This is a genomic window from Gemmatimonadaceae bacterium, assembly GCA_019752115.1.
In the GTDB taxonomy this organism is placed as follows: domain Bacteria; phylum Gemmatimonadota; class Gemmatimonadetes; order Gemmatimonadales; family Gemmatimonadaceae; genus Gemmatimonas.
In genome coordinates, this window is sequence record JAIEMN010000004.1 from 85,137 (window position 1) to 105,028 (window position 19,892).

Below are 19,892 nucleotides of genomic sequence, written 5' to 3' on the forward strand. Positions count from 1 at the left end.
ACTGCGGATGTCCCGTTCCCCTTTGCGCCTGCTGGTGGCCGCGTGGCTCGCGGCCGCGCCCTCGCTGATGGCTCAGCCCAAGCCGGCCGCCCGCGCCGCGATTCCCACCCCCGAATCGCACTTTGGCTTCAAGCCCGGCGCCGACAGCATGCTCTTCACGTACGACCAGAGCATCGACTACTTCCGCAAGCTCGCCAAGGCGCAGCCCACGCGCGTGAAGCTGCTGGATGTGGGCAAGACGAGCACCGGGCATGCGTGGACCGCCGTGCTGATCTCGTCGCCGCAGAACCTCGCGAAGCTCGAGCGGTACCGGCAGATCAATCAGCAGCTCGCGCGCCCGGAATTGCTCACCGATGCGCAGGCACGGGCGCTGGCCAAGGAAGGGCGCGCGTTCGTGGATATCAGCGGCGGGCTGCATGCCTCCGAGATTGCCGGGTCGCAGCACACCCCCGAGCTGGCGTATCAGCTGCTCGCGAAAATGAACGAACCGGACACGAAGGAGATCCTCGACAACGTGATCTTCTTCCTGTGGCCGAGCATCAACCCCGATGGGCAGGACATCGTGGTGAACTGGTGCAACGACCGGAAGAAGGGCACCGCTGGGCTGCAGGCGCCGATGGAGCTGTACCAGAAGTACGTGGGACACGACAACAACCGCGACAGCTACATGCTGAATGTGGTGGAGTCGCGCGTCGTGGCGCGCACGTGGCGGGAGTGGGAGCCGCAGATCATCTACGCCCACCACCAGAGCTCCCCCTTCCCCACGCGCATCTGGATTCCGCCCTTCGCCGACCCGATCGGCCTGTATGCGCCGCCGATCATGAGCCGGCAGGTGAACGCCATTGGCATGCGCATCGCTGCGGAGCTCGATGCGAACAACCAGCCGGGTGCCGTGCACATGCTGGCCACGTTCGACGCCTACTACCCGGGGTACATCGACTACATGCCGATGTATCAGAACATCGCGGCGTGGTGGACCGAAACGCAGGGCGGTAACTGCGGGCTGCCGCGCACGAGCACGCGCGCGGAGCTCCCCGAAGATTACAAGTCGCTGATGCCCACCTCCATGTACGCGAGCCCATGGGCCGAAGGGACGTGGCACTTCCGCGATCAGATCGACTACATGGTCACCGCGAGCATGGCCACGCTGCGCTACGCGGCGCGCTTCCGTGAAGAGCTGCTGTACAACCGCTACCAGAGCGGGCGCAACACCATTGCCCAGTATCGCAAGGGACCGCCGTACGCGTACGTCGTGCCGCAGGCGCAGCATGACCCGATGGCGCCGGTGGAGCTCCTGCGCCGGCTCGCGTTCCTCGGCCTTCGGGTGACGCAGCTTGATACCGACGCCATGTTCGACGGTACGACCTATCCCAAGGGCACGTGGGTGGTACCCATGGACCAGGAGTTCGCCCAGCTCGCGCGTGAACTGCTCGAGGTGCAGAAGTATCCCGAGCTCGGCGACGACCTGCCGTATGACGCGGCCGGCTGGACGCTGCCGATGCAGATGCACGTGAACGTGGTGGAGGTGAAGCAGCCGATTGCCGCCGCGACGCGCACGGCCATGAAGCCGGTGACCGGCAAGGCCGACACGTGGGGCGCGTCGGCGGAGTATCCGTTCACGACCAACGCGGTGGCCGCGGGCATTCTCCCGCCAGCGGGGGTGCTCACCGGCAGCGGCGACGCCATCGCGCTCGATCCACGCGAGAACAACGCGTTCAAGTTCCTCAATCGCGCCCTCAAGGCCGGCGGAACGGTGCGTGTGGACACGGCGGTGAATGCGCGCGGTGCGCGCTACGTGGTGACCGGCGTGGACGGCGCCAAGGCCGACGCGTGGGTGCGTGAGCTGGGCGTGCGCGCCGAACGCACCACCGTGAAGGCCACGGCCGCGGTCGCGCCGACGCGCGTGGCGCTCTACAAGGCGGCGCCCGGCAACATGGATGAAGGATGGACCGAGTGGCTGTTCGACACCCATGAGTTCCAGTACGCGCTCATCGGCCCCGAGGTGCTGCGTGCGGGCAAGCTCGGGGAGAAGTACGATGTGCTCGTGCTGGCGTCACAGGCGCTCGCGCGCACCGGCGGCTTCGGTGGCGGGCGTGGCGGCAGCGGTGGCAGCGCGGACACCGCGCTGGTCAACGCCGTCGCCGAATTCGTGCGCGGCGGCGGCACGGTGGTGGCATGGAATCAGGGCGCCACCGGCGCGATCAGCGCGCTCGGACTGCCGGTGAAGAACGTGCTGCAGGGGGTGAACCGGCAGCAGTACTTCACGGGCTCCTCGGTCATGCGCACGCTGGTGGACGCGGCACACCCGGTGATGGCGGGGATGCCCGATACCACCGATGTCATGGTCAGCAACAGCCCGGTCTTCACACCCGCCGAAGGCTTCAAGGGGTCGGTGATCGCCAAGTACCCGGTGGACGCGAATCCGCTGCGCTCGGGCTATCTCAAGGGCGCGGCCTACATGCAGGGGCAGGCGGCGGCGCTCGATGTGGAACTCGGCAGCGGGCACGTGGTGCTGATGGCGTTCCAACCACAGTGGCGCGGACAGCCTTCAGGCACGTTCCGCACGATCTTCAATGCGGTGTACTTCGCGCGGAACACCAACAAGGCCAAGCCCACGAACGGATTCTGGACGCCGCCGGTCATGAAGTGACCGGCGGCACCGGTGGGGCTCACCGCCCCTGAATCATCTTCCACCCGTTCCCTGACGGATCGCGGAAGCCAGCGTCGATCGTCCCGTAGCGATCGATGGGCTCCTGTGTGAACTCCACACCGCCCGCCTGCAGGCGGGCGTACTCGGCGCGGCAATCGCGCACGTAGTACACGAGCGGTGGCATCGCGCCCTTCGCCACCAGGGTGTTGAGCGCCGCCGCCGTATCCGCATCGTGCACCGGCGGGCCGGGGCGGAAGAGCCCGAGCTGGAACGACTGCTCGGGATGCTGCACGGTGAGCCAGCGGTAGTCGCCGTTGCGCACGTCGGTGTGCACGCGAAAGCCCAGCTGCTCCACATAGAACGCCAGCGCCGCGTCCTGATCGTGGACATAGATGCCAACCACGCCAACACCAGCACTCATGTCTGCTCCTTGGTAGGGGGAGCCGGATAGCTACGGTCGATCTCCCGCCGGCGCTTCTCCGAAACTGCCATGATGAGGTCGGGACGATCGGCGGCGCTCACGATGCAGGCCGGGATCTGCCAGCGCCCCTGGGCTGAGGCGCGCCCGCGAACGCGGTTCTCGCTGGGGCTTTCGCCGGTGATATCGCGAAAGGTGCGCCCGAACGTCCCGAGACTCTCCCACCCCGTCTGAAAGGCGATCTCGGTGATGGAGAGGTCGGTGTCGCGCAGCAGGGCGCACGCCCGCTCGATGCGCCGCGTGAGCAGATAGCGATGCGGCGGTACCCCGAAGGCGGTTTTGAACTCCCGGGCGAAGTGGGCCTCGGACACGCCGCTCACGGCGGCGAGGCGCGTGACGGGCCACGCTTCGTGCGACGCGGCGTCCATGCGGTCCTTGGCGCGCAGGAGGCGACGCAGCAACGCCGCGTCCTGCACGGGGAGCGCGCGGGGGCGCGGAGGCGTGTTCGATGTCGCCATATCGACAATTAATCCTCGCGCACCGATCCTGCCGAGGCCCTCGCCTCTGACCGTCCGAGCCCCGATCTCGTTTCCGACATCCGAGTCCATCTGATCCGTGTCTCCGAGCGGTTCGTCCCGCCACGGGCTACGTTTCCCCCGTGACTGACGCCCTCACCCGACTCACCCACGCCCTCGCGGACCGCTACCGCGTCGAACGCGAACTCGGCGCCGGCGGCATGGCCACGGTGTATCTCGCCCACGATCTCAAGCATGATCGTGACGTCGCCATCAAGGTGCTGCATCCGGAGCTCGGCGCCGCGTTGGGTGACGACCGGTTCCTGAGCGAGATCAAGACCACCGCCAAGCTGCAGCACCCGCACATTCTGCCGCTGCTCGACAGCGGCGCGGCCGAGGGACTGCTGTACTACGTCATGCCGCTCGTGACCGGCGAAACGCTGCGCGGGCGGCTGGAGCGGGAACGGCAGCTGCCGATGGCCGACGCGGTGCGACTCACGCGTGAGGTCGCAAGCGCGCTCGACTATGCGCATCGCCAGGGTGTCATCCACCGCGACATCAAACCCGAGAACATCCTGCTGCACGACGGCAGCGCCCTCGTGGCCGATTTCGGCATTGCGCTGGCCGTGCAGAGCGCGGGTGGAGGCCGGCTCACGCAGACGGGGCTCAGCCTCGGCACACCGCAGTACATGAGCCCCGAGCAGGCGATGGGCGAACGCACCATCGATGCGCGCAGTGACGTGTACGCCTTGGGCGCCGTCGCCTACGAAATGATCACCGGCGATCCGCCGTTTACCGGCTCCAGTGTGCAGGCGGTGGTGGCGAAAGTCATGAGCGCGGTGGTCGAGAAGCCGTCGCTCACGCGCAAGGCGGTCACACCGGGGGTCGAAGCCGCGGTGCTGCGTTCGCTTGAGAAGTTGCCCGCCGATCGCTTTGGCACGGCGGCGGAGTTTGCGGCCGCGTTGCTGGTGGAACCGGCGGCGGTGGCAAGCGCGCCGAGTGCTCCCGCGAAGCGCGGCTCTCGCGTGCTCCTCGCGAGTGTGGCTCTACTCGCGCTGGTCGCCGGCGCAGCCGGCGGGTGGTTCGCGCGTCGTGCGCCAGCCGCGAGTACGATCGGCGCGCGGCGCCCGACGCGTCTCACGCACGACGGCCGCGCGGGATGCGCGTCCATCGCGCCGGACGGTCGCCAGTTCGCGCTGGTGGTCGGTGACTTCTCCGATGAATCCCAGTGCGCCGGTGCACTCGTCGTACGACCCGTACCCACCGGCCCCGATGTCGAGGTGGCGCGCGTCGCGAATACCACCGAGTTCCAGTGGAGCCCCGCGGGCGACGCCGTCCTCTTCGTTGGCCGGCTGGTCGGCAAGGCGGAAGGCGTCTGGATCGTGCCGACCCGCGGCGGTGGCCCCCGGCTGCTGTTCTCTACGCGGGTCAGTGCGGCCGGCTTCCTCTCGGACAGCGCGACCTTCGTCATCACGCGGACTCCGCGCCAGTTGAACGATACGCTTTCGCAGGTGTGGCTCCGGACACTCGATGCGCGCTCGGGGGTGGTGGTCGACTCGGCGCGGCTTCCGGTGGAGCCGCGGTACCGCGCGCATGCGTCGTCCTCCGGTCGCTACCTCGTCATGGCGTCAAGCGAGAGCCCCGCGACGCTCATTGTCTCCCGCACCGGCCAGGTCACCGACAGCGTCATCAACCCTGGCGGACAGGTGAACCAGTGGGTTGGGGATTCGGCGATCGTGAGTTATCCGCAGCCGGACTGGCGGCCGGGCGACCTCGTGATGCGACGCGTCGACCCGGAACGCGGCCGCTTCGTTGGCGAGGCCACCACGCTCGTGGCCAACCTGACAGAAGTGCGCATGATGAACGTATCGACCACGGGGATGATGCTCTGGGTCACGCGGGCCATCACCGATGAGCTTGCGATCACGCCTATTCCGGTGGCCGGCAGCAGCCGCATTCTCACGCGCTCGCTCAATGCCTACTTGGGGAATCCGGTGTTTTCCCCCGACGGGAGACGGGTAGCCTACACGCGACAGGATGCCCTCGGCTCCAATGCGTATGCCATCGACCTTCAAACACGGGTCGAGACGGCGCTCACCGGCGACACGCTCCCCCTCATCAAGCTCTTCTGGCCGTCGGCCCAGCAACTCGTCCGCACGAACGACGGCCTCGACCTGCAGCTCCTGGATCTCGCCACGGGTCGCACCCGCACGCTGCCACTCCCCCGCGGTGAGGAGTTCCTCAAAGCGCACGGCAACACGCGGCTGATGGGTCGCAACAACCGCGGCACGCTCGTCTGGCGCGACTCGTTACTGCAGCACCAGCGGGTGATGCCCATCCCGTCAGATGTGCGGCGACACCTCAGTGGGGCCCTGTCCCGGGACGGCAAGCTGTATCTGGACCTCGGCGAGCTGCTGGACGGCCGGCCGGGCTACGCGCTCTTCAACACCGAGACGTTCACGTGGTCGCCGGCGGTGGCGCTCGACACAACCGCACTCTCTCTGGTGGCGCTCGCCAACGACGGCACGGCGTACTTCGCGCGCATTACCGATCAGACCGAGATCTGGCGTCTGCAACCGGGCAGGCCGCGGTCGCGCCTCGCGACGCTACCGGTGCACTGCTACCTCGGGAGTATCGAGGTGAACGGGGACGGCACGCTGGTCGCGTGCAACAAGACCACCAGCTTGCCGGATGTGTGGATGATGCCGTTGCCGGGCACGGGCCGCTAAGCGGTCGGAGGCGGGGCTGACGGCGAGCGCGGCTCAGAGTTACGGGATACGTTATCGGTCCCTCCCACCTTGAGTCCGCTATGCGTCGGTTTGCGACTGTTGGAGCCCTGCTCACCTCGTCGGCGATGATTGCCACCGCCCAGCGAGCGCCCACCGCCCGGTCGGCGGCGCCGGCGCGCCCCAACGTCATCATGATGTTCGCCGACAACGTCGGCTGGGGCGAAGTGGGCGCCTACGGCAGCGTGCGCGGTGTACCCACGCCCAACATCGACAGCATCGCCGCGCAGGGAATCCGGCTCGACAACTTCAACGTCGAGTTCTCCTGCACCGTGTCACGCGCCGCGCTGATGACCGGGCGCTACGCGATCCGCGCCGGCGCGGCGCAGCCCACCGGCATCACGCTGTGGGAAGTCACGATGGCCGAGGGACTCAAATCGGTGGGCTACACCACCGCCCTCTTTGGGAAGTGGCACCTGGGCGGGGCGAACTGGATCAACAACCGCACGCCCATCGATCAGGGCTTCGATGAGTGGTACGGCATCCCGAATACCAGCAACGAAGCGCTCTGGGCGAAGACCCCGTCGCTCGCCCCCAAGCCGGGTGACTCGAGCTTTGTGTGGGAGCAGAAGGCCGGGAGCCCGCCGCGGAAAGTGAAGCAATTCGATATCCCCGCGCGCTCCCTGGTGGACCGCGAAGCCGCGCAGAAGAGCGTGGAGTTCATGAGCCGCAGCGTGAAGGCGGGCAAGCCGTTCTTCGTGTACTACCCCATCACGCAGGCGCACTTCCCAGCGGTCGCGCACCCGGACTTTGCCGGCAAGACGGGCGCCGGTGATGTGGGCGACGCGATGGCCGACATCGACTTCAACGTGGGTGTCGTGTTGGCGGGGCTCAAGCAGCTAGGCGCCGACCGCAACACCATCGTGCTCTGGTGCACCGACAACGGGCCCGAAGCGCGTCGCCCGTGGCGTGGGAGCTCCGGACCATGGCGCGGCTTCTACAACACGGTGATGGAAGGCGGCATCCGCACGCCGTGCGTGATCCGCTGGCCGGCGCGCATGCCACGCGGGCGCACGTCGAACGCGATGGTGAGCGAGATGGACATCTTCCCCACGATCGCCGCCGCCGTGGGGGCGCCGCAGATCGTGCCGAGCGATCGCCCGATCGATGGCATCAACATCCTCCCGTTTCTCGAGGGGAAGACGAAGGATTCGGGGCGCGAAAGCCTCCTGTACTTCACCGGTCAGCAGGTGCGCGCCGTGAAGTGGAAGGATTGGAAGTTCCACTACGCCTTTCAGCCCGAGCCGCGCGTCACCGAACCGCCGCTCATGCGCCTCTTCAACCTGCGCGCCGATCCACGTGAGGAGTCGGACGTGAAGGATGTGAACCCGTGGGCGATCGGCGTCATGGACAAACTCGTCGCCGACTTCATGGCCACCACGGAGCGCTTCCCCAACGCGCCGGGCGGCGCGAAGGACCCCTACCTGCCCGGCAAGCGCTGACGGACGCGCGTCGCCTCAGCGCTTTCGCGTGTAGGTCGTCGTGACGCGGTTCGTTGGCGCCCCAGCGACGCCAACCCGCGTGGTGGTGATCTGCAGGGCGTCGGGCGCCGTGAGCACGAGCGCGCGCTGTACCTCGGCCATGACACCGGCGCCGCCGACTTCGGGCGGCACCGGCTGTCGCGTCACGATGACCAGCGTGTCGCCGCGCCACGCGGTGCGCGACTGCAAGCGGGTGACGCCGGGGCCGATCACGACCTCGTTGAGCGTTTCGCGTCCATCGAGCGCAAACTCGTAGCGCAGGGGCGCCATCCCGTCGTACGCCACGAAAAAGTGGTATTCGAGCAGCAGGCGATCGCCGCGGGTGGTGAGCGTGAGCGTCGTGCCCCAGCCGCTCCCCATGTCACCCACCTTGAAGGCGGCGTCGCCGCTTTCCGCCACGATGGTGGTGCGCGGTGCCTCGGAGACGTTGAGCACCCACGTGCCGTCGAGCGTGGGGTGCGCTTGTGCATGCACCGGCGCGATCAGTACGCTGGCGGCGATCGCGAGAGAACCAAGGCGGAGCGCGTGTCTCATGGCGCTGACGTTACCGTCGAATCATGGTGATGTCGAGCAGCTGCTTGCGCACGGCGTCCGCCTTCCCGGCCTTTGCCAACGCCGCCCAGAGCCGCTCCACCGTTTCTGCATCCACCAGCCCGGCTGGTGACCCACCCACCGCGGGGGTCCCCATTTTCTCGCTCGTGCGGAACGCATCCACCGCCGCGACCACGTCGGCCGTGAACAGGTTGGCATCGGTCATGCGCGGCGAGAGCGCCTCCTTGGGCGTGTAGAAGCCCAGCGCGTTGAGCATCACCTTGAGCTGATACACATCGCCGCCGGAGAACTGCTGCAGCGTGCGATAGCCGAGCGTTTGCGACACGGCGTTGTAGATGCGGCGGAGTTCGCCCACCGGGTTGTCGTTCTCGCACACATTGATGTTCACCGTCTGCCCGTCAGTGCGGCGTGACATCCCCGCGCGCGAGTCGGCCACGACGACCGCGGCCGAGGTTCGCAGACCGTGGCGCTTGTCGCCGCCCAGCTCGAAGCCGGCCATAATGGCGTCGATCAGGCGATCAGCGAGATGTCGCGGCGTGCCTTCGCTCGCTTCGAAGCTTTTCGCGACCGCGTCGATCACCTGTGGCCCGACGAGGATGTTCCCCTGTGTGACGTAGTTCTTGCCGGCGCGATGGCCGGCCCACGCGTTGGGGCCGGTGCCGGTGTGCTGCGCACTCCGCCCGTCGATGCTGATGACGCCGATCTGGCGCTGCTGAAAGCCGCTGTCCGCCGCCATGAGGCGCTTGAGCGCGGCATCTGGCGCCTCCCCTTTCTGCAGCGCGTCGAGGAGTTCATTGCCGTACTCCGTGCGCGTGCTCGCCTGCGTGGCGACGGCGCCGACCCCTTTGCGCACCCACGGCACGCCGTTGCCCACACAGGGCACGCGCGTGGTGACGGCCACGCCCACTTCGCCCGTGCGCGGATCGATGGCCGCGATGGAGAAGGTGTGAAAGACAAGGCCATCACGCCACGCATACGGCTCCTGCGCGCGGAGGGTCGCGGGCAACGAGACGAGTGCGCACAGGAGCGCGAGTCGAAGACGCATGGAAGGATCCGGGAAAGGGGGAAACGCGCTCAGTCCACGAGCGCGCACTTCATGCCAATGTGCGACGCAACGAATCCGAGCCGCTCGTAAAACCGCCGCGCGTCCGTGCGCGAGACGTTCGACGACAGCTGCATCATGGTGCAGCCGGCGTTCCGGGCGCGCGCCATCGCCTCGCGCACAAGCGCTTCGCCAAGCCGCTGCCCGCGGTGCGTCGACGCGACGCGCACCCCTTCGATCTGCGCCCGTGTCGCGCCCTGCAGACTGATGCCGGGGAGGATGATCAGTTGCAGGCACGCCACCACTTCGCCGTTGATCTCGCCGATCAGCAGTTCGTTGCCGCCCTGCTGCTCCATGGCCGCAAACGCATCGGCGTAGCTCGCCGGCAGTGGCGTCTCCGACCGCTCGCGGGCGGCGCCGAGGGCGTCATCAGCGAGCATCGCCACGACAGCCGGCAGGTCGGCGGCGGTCCCCCGTCGAAAGGTCAGCGCTCCCGTACTCATTGGGCGCCACGCAGGATCTTCGTCATCGGCCGCCCCTTGGCGAGTTCGTCGATGAGCTTGTCGAGCCAGCGGATCTTCTGCATGAGTGGATCCTCCACCGTTTCCACGCGCACGCCGCACACGACGCCCGTAATCAGGCTGACATGCGGGTTGAGCGCGGGCGCGTCGGCGAAGAACCGCTCGAACGACACGCGCGCCGCGATCTGGTTCTCCAGTGCGGCCTGGTCGTAGCCGGTCAGCCAGCGGATGATCTCGTCGACCTCGGCCTTCGTGCGCTGCTTCTTTTCGGCCTTGGTGACGTACGCCGGATACACCGACGCAAAGGGCATGGTGAAGATGCGGTGACCGGTCATCGCGTGAGCCACAGAGAACAGGACAGGTTCAGGGGACCGGCGCCGACTCGCGGCGAGCCCGAACAAGCAACGGAAGCAAAACCATGAGCGTCACGAGCAGCACGAGCGAGCTCCAGTCGACCCGGTGGTCCTGTTGCCACCAGCGGATCAGGCGTGCGCCGTGACTCTGCAGCTGCTGTAGCGTGACGAGCGCGAAGAGCGGGGCCACCCAGCGTTGACGCCGCCACTCGGCCCGCCCCAGCACCAAGGCGGCGCTGAGCGCGAGCACGAGAAAGAGGGCGTGACGCCACGGCGGGCTCGCCGGGTCTACCGACGGAACGGCGAGCGCGACGCCATGAAAGAGCGCGACGCCGACCGCGGCGAAGGCGACTACTGCCCAGGCAGCGGTTCCCATAGCTCGATCTTGTTGCCCTCGGGATCGACCACCCATCCGAACTTGCCGAAGTCGGGGTCGTCCACCGGATCGAGCACCTGGCACCCTTCCTCACGCAGCGCGGCGAGCAACGCGTGCAGATCGGCCACGCGGTAGTTCACCATGAAGGGCGCGGTGCCGGGCGCGAACGCCTCCGGACCCGCCGGCCGCAGGCACCACGCGGTGGACCCGCCCACCGGGGTGCCCTGGGCGTCGGTCCACGAAAACGCCGCCCCGCCCCACGGCTGCACATCGATCCCCAGATGGCGCCGATACCACTCGGCCTGGGCCTTGGGATCCTGGGCCGCGAAAAAGATGCCGCCAATGCCGGTCACGCGAGTCATGCGCTGGGCTCCGAAAGAGGTGCGGCAAAAGTACCGCCGATTCTTTCCCCTTGACCGCTATATCGTACGATATATCTTGCGATACAACGTGACGATATATCGCAGCGATATATCTTAAGGCCGCGGGAGTGTCCCGCCCCCTCGCATGCGATCGGCACGGGTCAATCAGGAGCGCCTCTATGCGGGGATTCGATGCCGACTTCAGCGCCTTCTTCGGCGGTGGCCGCGGGCGCCGCGGGCCGTTCGGCGGCGGGCGGATGTTCGATCAGGGCGATCTCAAGCTCGTGATCCTTCGCCTGCTCGATGAAAAGCCGCGGCACGGCTACGAAATCATCAAGGCGCTCGAGGATCGCTCGGGCGGTCGCTATACCCCCAGCGCGGGCGCGGTCTACCCGACGCTCACGATGCTCGAGGATCTGGGCTACGCCGTGGCCACCACGGAAGAGGGTGGCAAGAAGGTCTATACCATCACCGACGCCGGCCGCGCGCATCTCGCCGAGCACCGCACAGTGGTCGACGACCTGTTCGACCGGGTCGGACAGATGGGCGAAGCCGTTTTCGGCGACGGTGTGCGACCGGCGCGCGAGGCCATGATGCACCTCGCGCGCGAGTTCGGCGCCGCGATGTTCAATCCGCGGCGCACCGCGGAACACGCGGTGAAGATCGGGGAAATCCTCGAGGGCGCCGCCGCCGAGATCCGTGCGGTGCAACGCGACGACGCGGCGGTGTAGCGCGAACCGCGCCGCGCGTCAGCTCTCTTTCTTGCCGGAGATCTTCGACCCGTCTCCGGCCATGCCCCACTCACCCTCCACGGTGTTGTCGGGCTTCACCGTGAGGGTGACCCCCGCCGGGCCGCCTGGCGTCTGCACGCCAATCGTCATCGTGCGCCCTTCCAGCTTGAAGCTCGTGCTCGGAATGTCACCGAGCTCGGCGTTGCGGAAGACGCCCGAGAACGTGCCGTCGGCCTTCTTCTCGACGACCAGTGCCATGGTCATGGCCTGCCCGTCCACGGTGAGGGTGAGGGTGTAATTCCCTTCGGCTTTGAAAGCGGTATCGGAGACGGCGCGCGCCGCGGGCGCGACCGAAATGGTTGGGGCCGCCGCGGCGCTACGGGGCATCACAGCCATCAGCACGGGCAGCAGAGCAGCAAACGCGATTCGACGCATGGCAGTTGGCGGGATTGGGAATGCGTGATGATCGGTGGACACGCGGGCCACAGAGCATTCGACGCCAGAATGCGCCGCAAGGTTTCAGCCGGTGGTGATGGCGGCCCGGTGATGCGCCCAGAGTGCCTGTTCCACCATCACCGGCGACCACGCTGACCCCAACGCCTGCGCGCGCGTCACCAGTGCCTCGGCGTAGCGTCGATAGTAGGCGAGCGTCCACGCAACCGGGCCGAGTGCCGGCACCTGCTTCGCCACCTCTTCGTCGAAGAACGGGTAGCGCGACGGGTCCATGATGGCGAGTACGGCACTCGCCGTGGCGGGGCCGACCCCATCGAGTTCGGTGAACGCGCCGATCGCCTTGTTGAGCGTACCCAGCTGCGCCGCGGCAGCGCGGCCGGCGGCGTCAACGGCATCTGGCGTATTCGCCTTGACCTTGACCAGGTTGGGCGCCCGCCAGACCCCGCGGGCCATCTTCCACTCGGTGACCTTCACCATCTCCTCGTGCGTGATCGTCATCGGATCACGGGCGCGGATGGCCGCCGGCAACTCCTCGCGGTACCAGCGATCGAGCGCCTGCAGGCGGGCGACGGGATGCGCGGCAATCATGGCAGGATACGACGCGTGGGCAGCGTGCCACCGCGCGAGATCGTCGGCAACGAACAGCGTCATGCTCAGCCCCTCGGAACGGGAAGTACGGTGATGCGCTGCACGACCCACTCGTGCCGGATGCGCCGGAGGGTGAGTCGCCAGGCGTTGCGACAGTGCTCGCCGCAGGCGCGGCCCACCACGATACTCGCGTCGTTGCCCTCCACGCGCGGCGCCGCCACCTCGATCAGCCCACCATTGGCCGGATTCGCCGCAAACCAGGCGTCCCACCCCGTCCGATGCGTGCGGAAGAACGCCTCCATCTGATGCTGATCCGCGACGTGCGTGGGGATGGGGAGCGCGAGCGTCGCCGAATCGAGTGGCAGCCGCTCGCGCGCGTCGGCATCGGGCAGCGCACGCAGCGTGAGCGAGAGCGTGTCGCGCCACAGCGTGAGGGCCTGCGCCCGCTCACGGGTGAGGAAGAGCTGGCGAATGGCCACGCGGGCGATGTCCACCTGCGTGACCGCAGCGGGACGGCCACAGGCCATCACGCCGCACGCCAGCAGCGCCGCTACAGCGCCGCGGGCCACGATGTCGCCGGCGTGCGCATGGCACTGCGGACACCGGGCTCGCGGGGCGGCACCGGAAACTGATCGGTGCCGGGCTGGAAAGACCGCCAGCTGTGCCAGAACTCCTGACTCGCGGCGAGCGGCGCGAGCGTGCCGTGCGGCCCGGTGCCGTTGAAGCCGTACTTTGCCGTCCCCGCCACCAACGAGTCGCCGTCGAGACGGAACATCATATCGGCCGAAGGACGCACGAAGGCAAAGAAGCTGGCGCCGTCTCGGGCCAGGGCCAACACGAGCGGCGTGCCATGGAGCACATCGTTGATGACACGATGCCGCTGAAGATGATTCCAGTCGTACGCCCGACTGGCCCCGCCGATGGTGATCCCCACCACCCAACTCTTCTCTTCCCACGAACGCGGATCGGTGCCGGTCAGCGATCGCCGGCTGGTCCCGCGCTCATACGCGTAGTCATTGGCATACGCCTGCACGAAGGCCGGATCCGCCTGCATGATGCCGCTCTGGGGATACAGCGCGAGCCACTGCTGCAGGGTGACCTGACGACTGGGCACTTCGGCGAGCCGCACCCCCTTGCGAGGACCAATCACCGCTTCGCCGTTGGCCTGACGCCACCAGCTCCTGGTCTCGACATCCTCCAACATCGCGTTAAAGGTGTTCATCCCCACCAGTCGGAACTGCTGCCGCGCGCCTTTGATGAACGGCTGATACACACGCCCGGTGCGGCACACGGTGCAGTAGGTCACCAGCAGCTCCTGCCCGCCCACACGATCGCGCACCTGATGGTGATACCCGATGAACTGCAGCGGATAGGCGCGTGCCTCACCATTGATCACCACGCCAACCACCAGACGATCCATGGCCACCCGATTCTGCGCCGACGGGACGACCCGCACCACCGTGGGCGGCCGAAAGACCGCGTCAGCCGCGATGCGCAGATTGATGAATGCCGGCACGCCCACCGCGAGCAGCATCAGCGGCGCCACGACGAGCCACCGCCGGGCACGGCTGCTCCACTGCGCCGGCACGCCGGCCAGCATCAGTACCGCAAGCCCCGCGCGCACCCACCACCGCCAGCTCCAGAGCGTGTAAGCCAGCGACAGACTGCGCATGCGCTGACTGCCCGGAAACGGCATGAGGAAATACACGGTGGCCAGCTCGAACAGCACGAGCGACAGAGCGGCGAACGGCAACAGACGGCGCATACGGAGAAGCTTAGCCGGGTGCCGAGGCGCGGCTAGTGCGCGCGCCGGAAGAAGCGCACGCTGCGGAGGAGCGCGTCGGCGCTGGCCGAATCGCTCAGCGTATGGGACTCGTGCGGATAGACATGCAACTGCGCCGTCCGTCGATTGGCACGCAGCGCCTGCAGCAACCGCTGCGCGTCGCCGATGGGCACCACATCATCCTCGGCGCCATGCAGCAGCAGCGCCGGTGGGGCGTGCCGCAGACTGTCACGCACGGAGGGCTCGAGCCCGGATCCGATCAGGGCCACGCGATGGACCCGCGGATCGACCGCTCCCACGCCGACGCCGATCCAGGCGCCGAGCGAGATCCCCAGCAGCTCGACCTGCCGCTCGTGCACGTACGGCTGGCGGAGCGCCCAGCTGATGCCGTCGCGGACCTGCCGCACCCAGGTCCAGTAGTACGCGCGTTCGTCGTCGTCGGACGCCGTGAAGTGGCCGGTGCCATCGAAGTAGTGCACGACCAGCGCGGTAAAGCCGAGCGAGGCCAGCGTTCGGGCGTAGCGCGTGATCTGCTGCGGCCCCAGATCGTGGATCCCTGCTGAACTGTGGAGCAGCAGGATGGTGTGGTGCCGCGCCGACGCTTCGGGGCGATAGACATCGACCTGGATCTCGGCGCCGTCGCTGACATAGCTCGCGGAGGCCTCGATCACGGGGTGCTGCAGGACGCTCCCCGGCAACGGCAAGGCCGCGCGGTTGAAACAGGCGGTGCAGAGCACCAGCAGCAGCGCCCACGCCGCGCCGCGTGGCGAGGCCAGCCAACGCCGCTCGCCCGCGCGCGTCGTCATCCCGCCAGGTCGGCGAGCAGGTACGTTGGCGCGTGCGCCCCCGCCGCGAGGGCCTGCGCCTCCGTCGTGACGCCTGTAAGCACGATGGCACTGCTGATGCCGACCCCCTGCGCACCCGCGATGTCGGTGTGCAGCGTGTCGCCGAGCATCACCGCGTGGCGCGTGCCCAGGCGCGCGAGCGCGGTTTCGAAATGCATCGCGGCGGGCTTCCCCAACACCTCGAAGCGCGGGGCATGGGCGCCGACCAGCAGCTGCAGCGCGCGCTCGAGCATGCCGGCCAGTGAGCCAGCGGTGAAGCCGAACGCCCCTGGCCCCGACGGATAGACGAGATCGGGATTGGCAAGGAGCAACACCGGCGGGCGGCCGCGTTCGCAGCCGCGCAACACCATGGACAGCACATCGTCCATCACGTCGAGCAGGTTGAAGCCGCCTTCGTCGGCCACCACCAGCACGTCGGCTGGACTGTCGGGGTTCGGACTTTCGACCGTGGCGCCAACCGCCGTCGCATAGGCCGCCGAATCACCGGTCCCGAGCACCACCACGCGAGCGCGGTCGAGCCCACGTTCGATCAGCGCCGGTCCGATGAGCATCCCCGACGAGAGAATGTGGTGGGGGCTGACCGGCATGCCGAGGCGCTGCAGGCGATCGGCCGCACGCTCCGGTGACCGCGAGGCGTCGTTGGTGACCACGAGAAAGGGGACGCGATCGTTCACCAGGGCCGTGATGGCGGCCGGTGCCGTCGGCAAGGCACCCGATGCATCGACGAGGACGCCATACGCGTCGAAGAGGATCGCATCGTAGCGTTCGACCAGCTGCCCCAGCGTGGCACGCGTCACCGCCGGTACGGCGGGTATCTCAGGCATCGCCCATCATCTCCAGCAACGTGTTCATCGTGGTCCAGTTGCGACTGGTAACCCCTGCCCCCAACTGTCGCCCCAGCTGTTCGAAGGGCTTGCTCGTCGAGATCCCCGCGGGCAGCGAAAAATAGACGGCGTCCTCACCGACGGCGGCGCGTTCCACGGTGAAGGGCACACTCGTGATCCGCGCGGCAAGGTCAGCCGTGATGGGACCGTCGAACAGCATCACCAGAAACGCCGACGGGTGCGCCGCCGCCTCGTGGCGGAGCGGATTCGCCTCGATGAGGCGGGCCAGCTCGGCGCGCGTGCGTACGAGCACCGGTGTATCCACCGCGCAGCGATCGGCGAGCCCGGCCCGAATGCGACGGGCTGCTGTCGCCGTGGTGGCGCGTGGTGCGCGAAAGATCACGTTTCCGCTGTTGAGCAGGGTGCGGGCCGCCGAATAACCACAGGCCTCCACGATGGCCTTGAGCTCGGACATCGGCACACGCTTGTTGCCCCCGACATTGACGCCACGCAGAAACGCCACCATCCAGGCGGCCGACGGGTGCGAGTTGGGCATGCGGTAAATTAGTAGGGCGCGTGCGTTGTTCAGGGGGCACGACCCGGCTAGATTTATTGGAACGGGTCTACCGGATGCCATCGCGTCGCGATTGCAGGTGTCGACTCGCCCTTGAGCCGTATTGCCATGATCGAGCGCGCCCCTGCTTCTTCCCAGGCGACCGAGGTTGATCGCCACGCGTTCCTCGGCTCGCATCGCGCGATTTCCGTCGGCGCGCGCGAGTTCACCCGGCTCTCGGAAGCCCTCGTCGCCGCCGCCAAGCAGATGGCCCCGGCCCATGGGGCCGAGCCGCCGACGTCGCGGCTCTCGCCCGACCGCTGCATCGTGCAGGTTGGTCCGGTCGCGCTCACGGTCCTCTACATCCGCAATGGCACGGACGTGCCTGCGGGCGGCCAGCTGCTTGCCATGGTGTGGCGCGGAACGATTGCGGCGCGCGGCGACCATGTGCCCGAGCGCATGCCGGCGCGGCGCGTGACCCCGCAGCCGGTGGCGGTGTGGGAGGAGACCCATGTGGTCTCGGCCGACAACGAAGCGTCGTGGCATTGGCACCCGAAGTCGCTGCTGGAATGCGGCTATACGTCGCCGGAGCTCGCGGATCGGTGCATGGAACAGCTGCGCGCCGCGCTGGTCGAGTCGGCGCCCGTCGTTGCCTGAATGAGGCACGCGGCGTCACGCCGCGGCGGAGTTGACGAGTCAGGGGAGGGCACGCGTTCTTAGGCGAATGCGTGCCCTCTCTTTTTTTGCGACCGTCGCGGCGGTCGCCCTCGTTGGCATCCTGCCATCGGCGACACCGATCGCCGCCCAAGTCATGGTCGGCCGTGCGCCCATCGCGCCGGCCACGGTCTTTCATCCGGCGCGACTCACGCGGCTCGACAGCACCCTGAAGCAGTGGGTACGCGACCAGCGCATTCCGGGCGCTGCGGTCCTCATCGTGAAGGACGGCCATGTCGTGCTCGATACCGCGTACGGCGTGCGCGATATCGGGACCAAGGCGCCGCTCCACTCCACGGATCTCTTCCGGCTGGCCTCGCAGACCAAAGCGGTGACCTCGCTCGCCGTCCTGATGCTCTGGGAAGAAGGGCGTTTCGGCCTCGACGATCCCATCGGCCGCTATCTCCCGGAGTTCCGTCGCCATACGGTGCTGACGAAGTTCAATCCGGCCGACTCGAGTTTCGAATCGCGTCCGACCGCGCGCCGCATCACGATCCGCCAGCTGCTGACGCACACCAGCGGCATCGACTACGCGCAGATCGGCAGTGAGGACATGAAGGCGATCTACGCCAAGGCTGGCGTCACGGCGGGGATCGACGATCACGGCACGCTGGCCGACAAGATGAAGATCCTGGGCAGTCTGCCACTCAAGGCGGAGCCGGGCGACCGCTTCATCTACAGCCTGTCGATCGATGTCCTCGGGCGCCTGGTGGAAGTGATCAGTGGCATGTCCCTCGATCAGTTCTTCCGCACACGCATCTTCACGCCGCTCAGGATGAAGGACACCGGCTTTGCGCTCGATGCCGCGCATGCCGCGCGCCTCGTGGCGCTGCATGAAGAGCGCGACGGCAAGCTGACCGTATCGCACACGGCCACGTCGGGCTCGAATCCGGACTGGCCCGCCGGCAAGGTGACCTACTTCTCTGGCGGTAGTGGCCTGTCCGGCACCACCCTGGACTACGCGCGGTTCCTGCAGCTGTTCCTGAACGGCGGCGAACTCGATGGCGTGCGCCTGCTGTCGCGCAAGACGGTGGAGATGATGCTCACCAATCAGATCGGCACGATGCAGCCCAACTTTGGCCTGGGCTTTGGGCTCGAGACCGAGCAGAACGACAGCCGTTCGCCGTTGACGATCGGCTCGTTCTCCTGGGGCGGGGCGTTCAACACCACGTACTGGGCGGATCCCAAGGAAAAGCTGATCGCCCTGATCTACACCAACATCTTCAACTCCACCGTGCCGCTCGGCGACACGTTCAAGACGCTCGTCTACTCCGCCCTCAAGTGACCGCTCCCCTTCCCTCCACCATGCGCGCCGTACGCCTGGTCGCGCCGGGCCAGCCGGTGGCGCTGCACGAGATCCCGGTGCCGCCGATCGGGCCCCACGATGTGCTCGTGAAGGTGATGGCCGCCGGCATCTGCCACTCGGATGTGCACTACCGCGCCGGGCGATCGCGGGTCGAGCCGCTGCCGCTCACCCTGGGCCATGAAGTGGCGGGCGAGGTCGTGGCGGTTGGCGAGCATGTGTTGCGACTCAATGTCGGCGACCGGGTGTGCCTGCATTACCTCGTGATCTGCGAGCAGTGCGAGCACTGTCTGGCCGGTCGCGAGCAGTTCTGCGTGCAGGGGCTCATGCTCGGTCACTTCACCGACGGCGGATGGGCGGAATACATCGCCGTTCCGGCACGGAACGCGGTACTGCTTCCCGACGACGTGCCCTATGCGCACGGGGCGGTGATGATGTGTTCGTCGGCGACGTCGCTGCACGCGCTCCGCAAAGGGCGACTCGCCCGCGGGGAGACGGTGCTCGTGGTTGGTGCCGGTGGACTGGGACAGAGCGCGGTGCAGATCGCCCGCGAACTCGGGGCCGCGCAGGTCATCGCCGTGGATCGCGATGCCGCCAAGCTGGCACTCGCCGAGCGCTTCGGCGCGGTGACCGTGAACGCCAGCGGCCTGTCGGTGAGCGCGGTGGTCGAGGCAGTGCGCGCCGCCACCGGCGGCCGCGGGGTCGATGTCGCGCTCGAACTCGTGGGCCACGGCGACACGGTCCAGATCGCGCTCAAGAGCGTAGCCCCCCTCGGGCGCGCGGTCGTGGTCGGCCTCAACGACGTCACCGTCCCCATCGACACCTACCGCGACCTGATCGGCCGAGAAGCGGAGCTCATCGGCTCCAACGATCACTTCCTGAGCGAACTCGAGGAGCTGTGCGCGATGGCGCGCGCAGGGTCGCTGGTGCTCGACGACGTCGTGACCGCCGAGGTCCCGCTCTCGGCGGAGGCGATCAATGGGGTACTCGATGCGCTGGAGGAAGGGCGGGCGCCGGCGCGGACGGTGGTCGGGTTCTGAAG

Annotated in this window: 22 protein-coding genes; 7 read left to right on the top strand and 15 right to left on the bottom strand. The window is 67.8% G+C overall.

Translation table 11 applies throughout. The features are described from left to right. The first annotated feature begins 7 nt into the window (after positions 1–7). The gene (locus tag K2R93_02130; protein ID MBY0488616.1) at positions 8–2,650 is read left to right on the top strand and encodes a hypothetical protein; all 2,643 of its coding nucleotides are present in this window, start codon (positions 8–10) and stop codon (positions 2,648–2,650) included. 19 nt (positions 2,651–2,669) lie between these two features. On the opposite strand, the gene K2R93_02135 is transcribed toward K2R93_02130, so the two are convergent. Further along, the gene (locus tag K2R93_02135; GenBank protein ID MBY0488617.1) at positions 2,670–3,071 is read right to left on the bottom strand and encodes a VOC family protein; all 402 of its coding nucleotides are present in this window, start codon (positions 3,069–3,071) and stop codon (positions 2,670–2,672) included. Then, the gene (locus tag K2R93_02140; GenBank protein ID MBY0488618.1) at positions 3,068–3,586 is read right to left on the bottom strand and encodes a helix-turn-helix transcriptional regulator; all 519 of its coding nucleotides are present in this window, start codon (positions 3,584–3,586) and stop codon (positions 3,068–3,070) included. The genes K2R93_02135 and K2R93_02140 overlap by 4 nt, the downstream gene beginning before the upstream one ends. Positions 3,587–3,726: 140 nt before the next feature. Between K2R93_02140 and K2R93_02145 the strand changes: the two genes are divergently transcribed. Together K2R93_02145 and K2R93_02150 are read left to right on the top strand one after the other, a co-directional pair. Further along, complete coding sequence (locus tag K2R93_02145) at positions 3,727–6,312, top strand: protein kinase (GenBank protein MBY0488619.1); 2,586 nt, start codon at positions 3,727–3,729, stop codon at positions 6,310–6,312. Positions 6,313–6,392: 80 nt separating this feature from the next. Further along, on the top strand, positions 6,393–7,811 hold the full coding sequence (locus tag K2R93_02150) for a sulfatase-like hydrolase/transferase (GenBank protein MBY0488620.1): 1,419 nt from the start codon (positions 6,393–6,395) through the stop codon (positions 7,809–7,811). Positions 7,812–7,826: 15 nt separating this feature from the next. Here the strand turns inward: K2R93_02150 and K2R93_02155 are convergent, their stop codons facing one another. From K2R93_02155 to K2R93_02180, 6 genes are read right to left on the bottom strand one after another with little or no spacing between them, the layout of a single operon-like run. After that, on the bottom strand, positions 7,827–8,384 hold the full coding sequence (locus K2R93_02155) for a hypothetical protein (GenBank protein MBY0488621.1): 558 nt from the start codon (positions 8,382–8,384) through the stop codon (positions 7,827–7,829). 10 nt (positions 8,385–8,394) lie between these two features. Further along, positions 8,395–9,447, bottom strand: a complete 1,053-nt coding sequence (locus tag K2R93_02160) for a DUF1028 domain-containing protein (protein ID MBY0488622.1) — start codon at positions 9,445–9,447, stop codon at positions 8,395–8,397. Positions 9,448–9,476: 29 nt separating this feature from the next. Further along, positions 9,477–9,947 (bottom strand): GNAT family N-acetyltransferase, encoded by a 471-nt coding sequence (locus K2R93_02165; GenBank protein ID MBY0488623.1) that lies wholly within the window; start codon positions 9,945–9,947, stop codon positions 9,477–9,479. Then, a complete protein-coding gene (locus tag K2R93_02170) occupies positions 9,944–10,300 on the bottom strand; it encodes a DUF2200 domain-containing protein (GenBank protein MBY0488624.1) in 357 nt (118 codons plus the stop codon). The genes K2R93_02165 and K2R93_02170 overlap by 4 nt, the downstream gene beginning before the upstream one ends. Before the next feature lie 28 nt (positions 10,301–10,328). Then, on the bottom strand, positions 10,329–10,694 hold the full coding sequence (locus K2R93_02175; GenBank protein ID MBY0488625.1) for a hypothetical protein: 366 nt from the start codon (positions 10,692–10,694) through the stop codon (positions 10,329–10,331). Further along, positions 10,670–11,056 carry a VOC family protein gene (locus K2R93_02180; protein MBY0488626.1) on the bottom strand — a complete coding sequence of 129 codons (387 nt, stop codon included), beginning with the start codon at positions 11,054–11,056 and terminating at the stop codon, positions 10,670–10,672. The genes K2R93_02175 and K2R93_02180 overlap by 25 nt, the downstream gene beginning before the upstream one ends. Positions 11,057–11,235: 179 nt before the next feature. Here K2R93_02180 and K2R93_02185 point away from each other — a divergent pair, with 179 nt between their 5' ends. Beyond that, a complete protein-coding gene (locus K2R93_02185) occupies positions 11,236–11,787 on the top strand; it encodes a PadR family transcriptional regulator (GenBank protein MBY0488627.1) in 552 nt (183 codons plus the stop codon). 18 nt (positions 11,788–11,805) lie between these two features. On the opposite strand, the gene K2R93_02190 is transcribed toward K2R93_02185, so the two are convergent. From K2R93_02190 to K2R93_02220, 7 genes are all read right to left on the bottom strand, one after another. Next, positions 11,806–12,174 (bottom strand): hypothetical protein, encoded by a 369-nt coding sequence (locus K2R93_02190; protein ID MBY0488628.1) that lies wholly within the window; start codon positions 12,172–12,174, stop codon positions 11,806–11,808. Positions 12,175–12,306: 132 nt separating this feature from the next. Beyond that, positions 12,307–12,891: a hypothetical protein gene (locus tag K2R93_02195; protein ID MBY0488629.1), complete on the bottom strand. Its 585-nt coding sequence runs from the start codon at positions 12,889–12,891 to the stop codon at positions 12,307–12,309. A 2-nt stretch (positions 12,892–12,893) separates the two neighbouring features. Then, positions 12,894–13,397, bottom strand: coding sequence for a hypothetical protein (locus tag K2R93_02200; GenBank protein ID MBY0488630.1), 504 nt, complete (start codon positions 13,395–13,397; stop codon positions 12,894–12,896). Continuing rightward, complete coding sequence (locus K2R93_02205; GenBank protein MBY0488631.1) at positions 13,379–14,593, bottom strand: DUF3179 domain-containing protein; 1,215 nt, start codon at positions 14,591–14,593, stop codon at positions 13,379–13,381. The genes K2R93_02200 and K2R93_02205 overlap by 19 nt, the downstream gene beginning before the upstream one ends. Positions 14,594–14,625: 32 nt before the next feature. Next, positions 14,626–15,417: a dienelactone hydrolase family protein gene (locus K2R93_02210; GenBank protein MBY0488632.1), complete on the bottom strand. Its 792-nt coding sequence runs from the start codon at positions 15,415–15,417 to the stop codon at positions 14,626–14,628. Then, entirely contained in the window at positions 15,414–16,280 is an 867-nt protein-coding gene (locus K2R93_02215) for an HAD hydrolase-like protein (protein ID MBY0488633.1), read from the bottom strand. The genes K2R93_02210 and K2R93_02215 overlap by 4 nt, the downstream gene beginning before the upstream one ends. Further along, the gene (locus tag K2R93_02220; GenBank protein MBY0488634.1) at positions 16,273–16,836 is read right to left on the bottom strand and encodes a DUF1697 domain-containing protein; all 564 of its coding nucleotides are present in this window, start codon (positions 16,834–16,836) and stop codon (positions 16,273–16,275) included. The genes K2R93_02215 and K2R93_02220 overlap by 8 nt, the downstream gene beginning before the upstream one ends. A 111-nt stretch (positions 16,837–16,947) precedes the next feature. Between K2R93_02220 and K2R93_02225 the strand changes: the two genes are divergently transcribed. The 3 genes from K2R93_02225 to K2R93_02235 all read left to right on the top strand — a co-directional run bounded on the left by K2R93_02225 (position 16,948) and on the right by K2R93_02235 (position 19,890). After that, on the top strand, positions 16,948–17,490 hold the full coding sequence (locus tag K2R93_02225) for a hypothetical protein (GenBank protein MBY0488635.1): 543 nt from the start codon (positions 16,948–16,950) through the stop codon (positions 17,488–17,490). 67 nt (positions 17,491–17,557) lie between these two features. Then, the gene (locus tag K2R93_02230) at positions 17,558–18,832 is read left to right on the top strand and encodes a beta-lactamase family protein (protein ID MBY0488636.1); all 1,275 of its coding nucleotides are present in this window, start codon (positions 17,558–17,560) and stop codon (positions 18,830–18,832) included. A 20-nt stretch (positions 18,833–18,852) separates the two neighbouring features. Next, positions 18,853–19,890 carry a zinc-binding dehydrogenase gene (locus K2R93_02235; GenBank protein ID MBY0488637.1) on the top strand — a complete coding sequence of 346 codons (1,038 nt, stop codon included), beginning with the start codon at positions 18,853–18,855 and terminating at the stop codon, positions 19,888–19,890. Positions 19,891–19,892 lie beyond the last annotated feature (2 nt).

What these genes read in the sequence shown, in the direction of transcription:
- K2R93_02230 (MBY0488636.1), top strand. Translation starts at nt 17,558, where the DNA reads ATGCGTGCCCTCTCTTTTTTTGCGACCGTCGCGGCGGTCGCCCTCGTT.
- K2R93_02170 (MBY0488624.1), bottom strand. Translation starts at nt 10,300, where the DNA reads ATGACCGGTCACCGCATCTTCACCATGCCCTTTGCGTCGGTGTATCCG.
- K2R93_02185 (MBY0488627.1), top strand. Translation starts at nt 11,236, where the DNA reads ATGCGGGGATTCGATGCCGACTTCAGCGCCTTCTTCGGCGGTGGCCGC.
- K2R93_02135 (MBY0488617.1), bottom strand. Translation starts at nt 3,071, where the DNA reads ATGAGTGCTGGTGTTGGCGTGGTTGGCATCTATGTCCACGATCAGGAC.
- K2R93_02165 (MBY0488623.1), bottom strand. Translation starts at nt 9,947, where the DNA reads ATGAGTACGGGAGCGCTGACCTTTCGACGGGGGACCGCCGCCGACCTG.
- K2R93_02130 (MBY0488616.1), top strand. Translation starts at nt 8, where the DNA reads ATGTCCCGTTCCCCTTTGCGCCTGCTGGTGGCCGCGTGGCTCGCGGCC.
- K2R93_02190 (MBY0488628.1), bottom strand. Translation starts at nt 12,174, where the DNA reads ATGCCCCGTAGCGCCGCGGCGGCCCCAACCATTTCGGTCGCGCCCGCG.
- K2R93_02205 (MBY0488631.1), bottom strand. Translation starts at nt 14,593, where the DNA reads ATGCGCCGTCTGTTGCCGTTCGCCGCTCTGTCGCTCGTGCTGTTCGAG.
- K2R93_02155 (MBY0488621.1), bottom strand. Translation starts at nt 8,384, where the DNA reads ATGAGACACGCGCTCCGCCTTGGTTCTCTCGCGATCGCCGCCAGCGTA.
- K2R93_02175 (MBY0488625.1), bottom strand. Translation starts at nt 10,694, where the DNA reads ATGGGAACCGCTGCCTGGGCAGTAGTCGCCTTCGCCGCGGTCGGCGTC.
- K2R93_02140 (MBY0488618.1), bottom strand. Translation starts at nt 3,586, where the DNA reads ATGGCGACATCGAACACGCCTCCGCGCCCCCGCGCGCTCCCCGTGCAG.
- K2R93_02195 (MBY0488629.1), bottom strand. Translation starts at nt 12,891, where the DNA reads ATGACGCTGTTCGTTGCCGACGATCTCGCGCGGTGGCACGCTGCCCAC.
- K2R93_02220 (MBY0488634.1), bottom strand. Translation starts at nt 16,836, where the DNA reads ATGCCCAACTCGCACCCGTCGGCCGCCTGGATGGTGGCGTTTCTGCGT.
- K2R93_02215 (MBY0488633.1), bottom strand. Translation starts at nt 16,280, where the DNA reads ATGCCTGAGATACCCGCCGTACCGGCGGTGACGCGTGCCACGCTGGGG.
- K2R93_02210 (MBY0488632.1), bottom strand. Translation starts at nt 15,417, where the DNA reads ATGACGACGCGCGCGGGCGAGCGGCGTTGGCTGGCCTCGCCACGCGGC.
- K2R93_02180 (MBY0488626.1), bottom strand. Translation starts at nt 11,056, where the DNA reads ATGACTCGCGTGACCGGCATTGGCGGCATCTTTTTCGCGGCCCAGGAT.
- K2R93_02235 (MBY0488637.1), top strand. Translation starts at nt 18,853, where the DNA reads ATGCGCGCCGTACGCCTGGTCGCGCCGGGCCAGCCGGTGGCGCTGCAC.
- K2R93_02150 (MBY0488620.1), top strand. Translation starts at nt 6,393, where the DNA reads ATGCGTCGGTTTGCGACTGTTGGAGCCCTGCTCACCTCGTCGGCGATG.
- K2R93_02160 (MBY0488622.1), bottom strand. Translation starts at nt 9,447, where the DNA reads ATGCGTCTTCGACTCGCGCTCCTGTGCGCACTCGTCTCGTTGCCCGCG.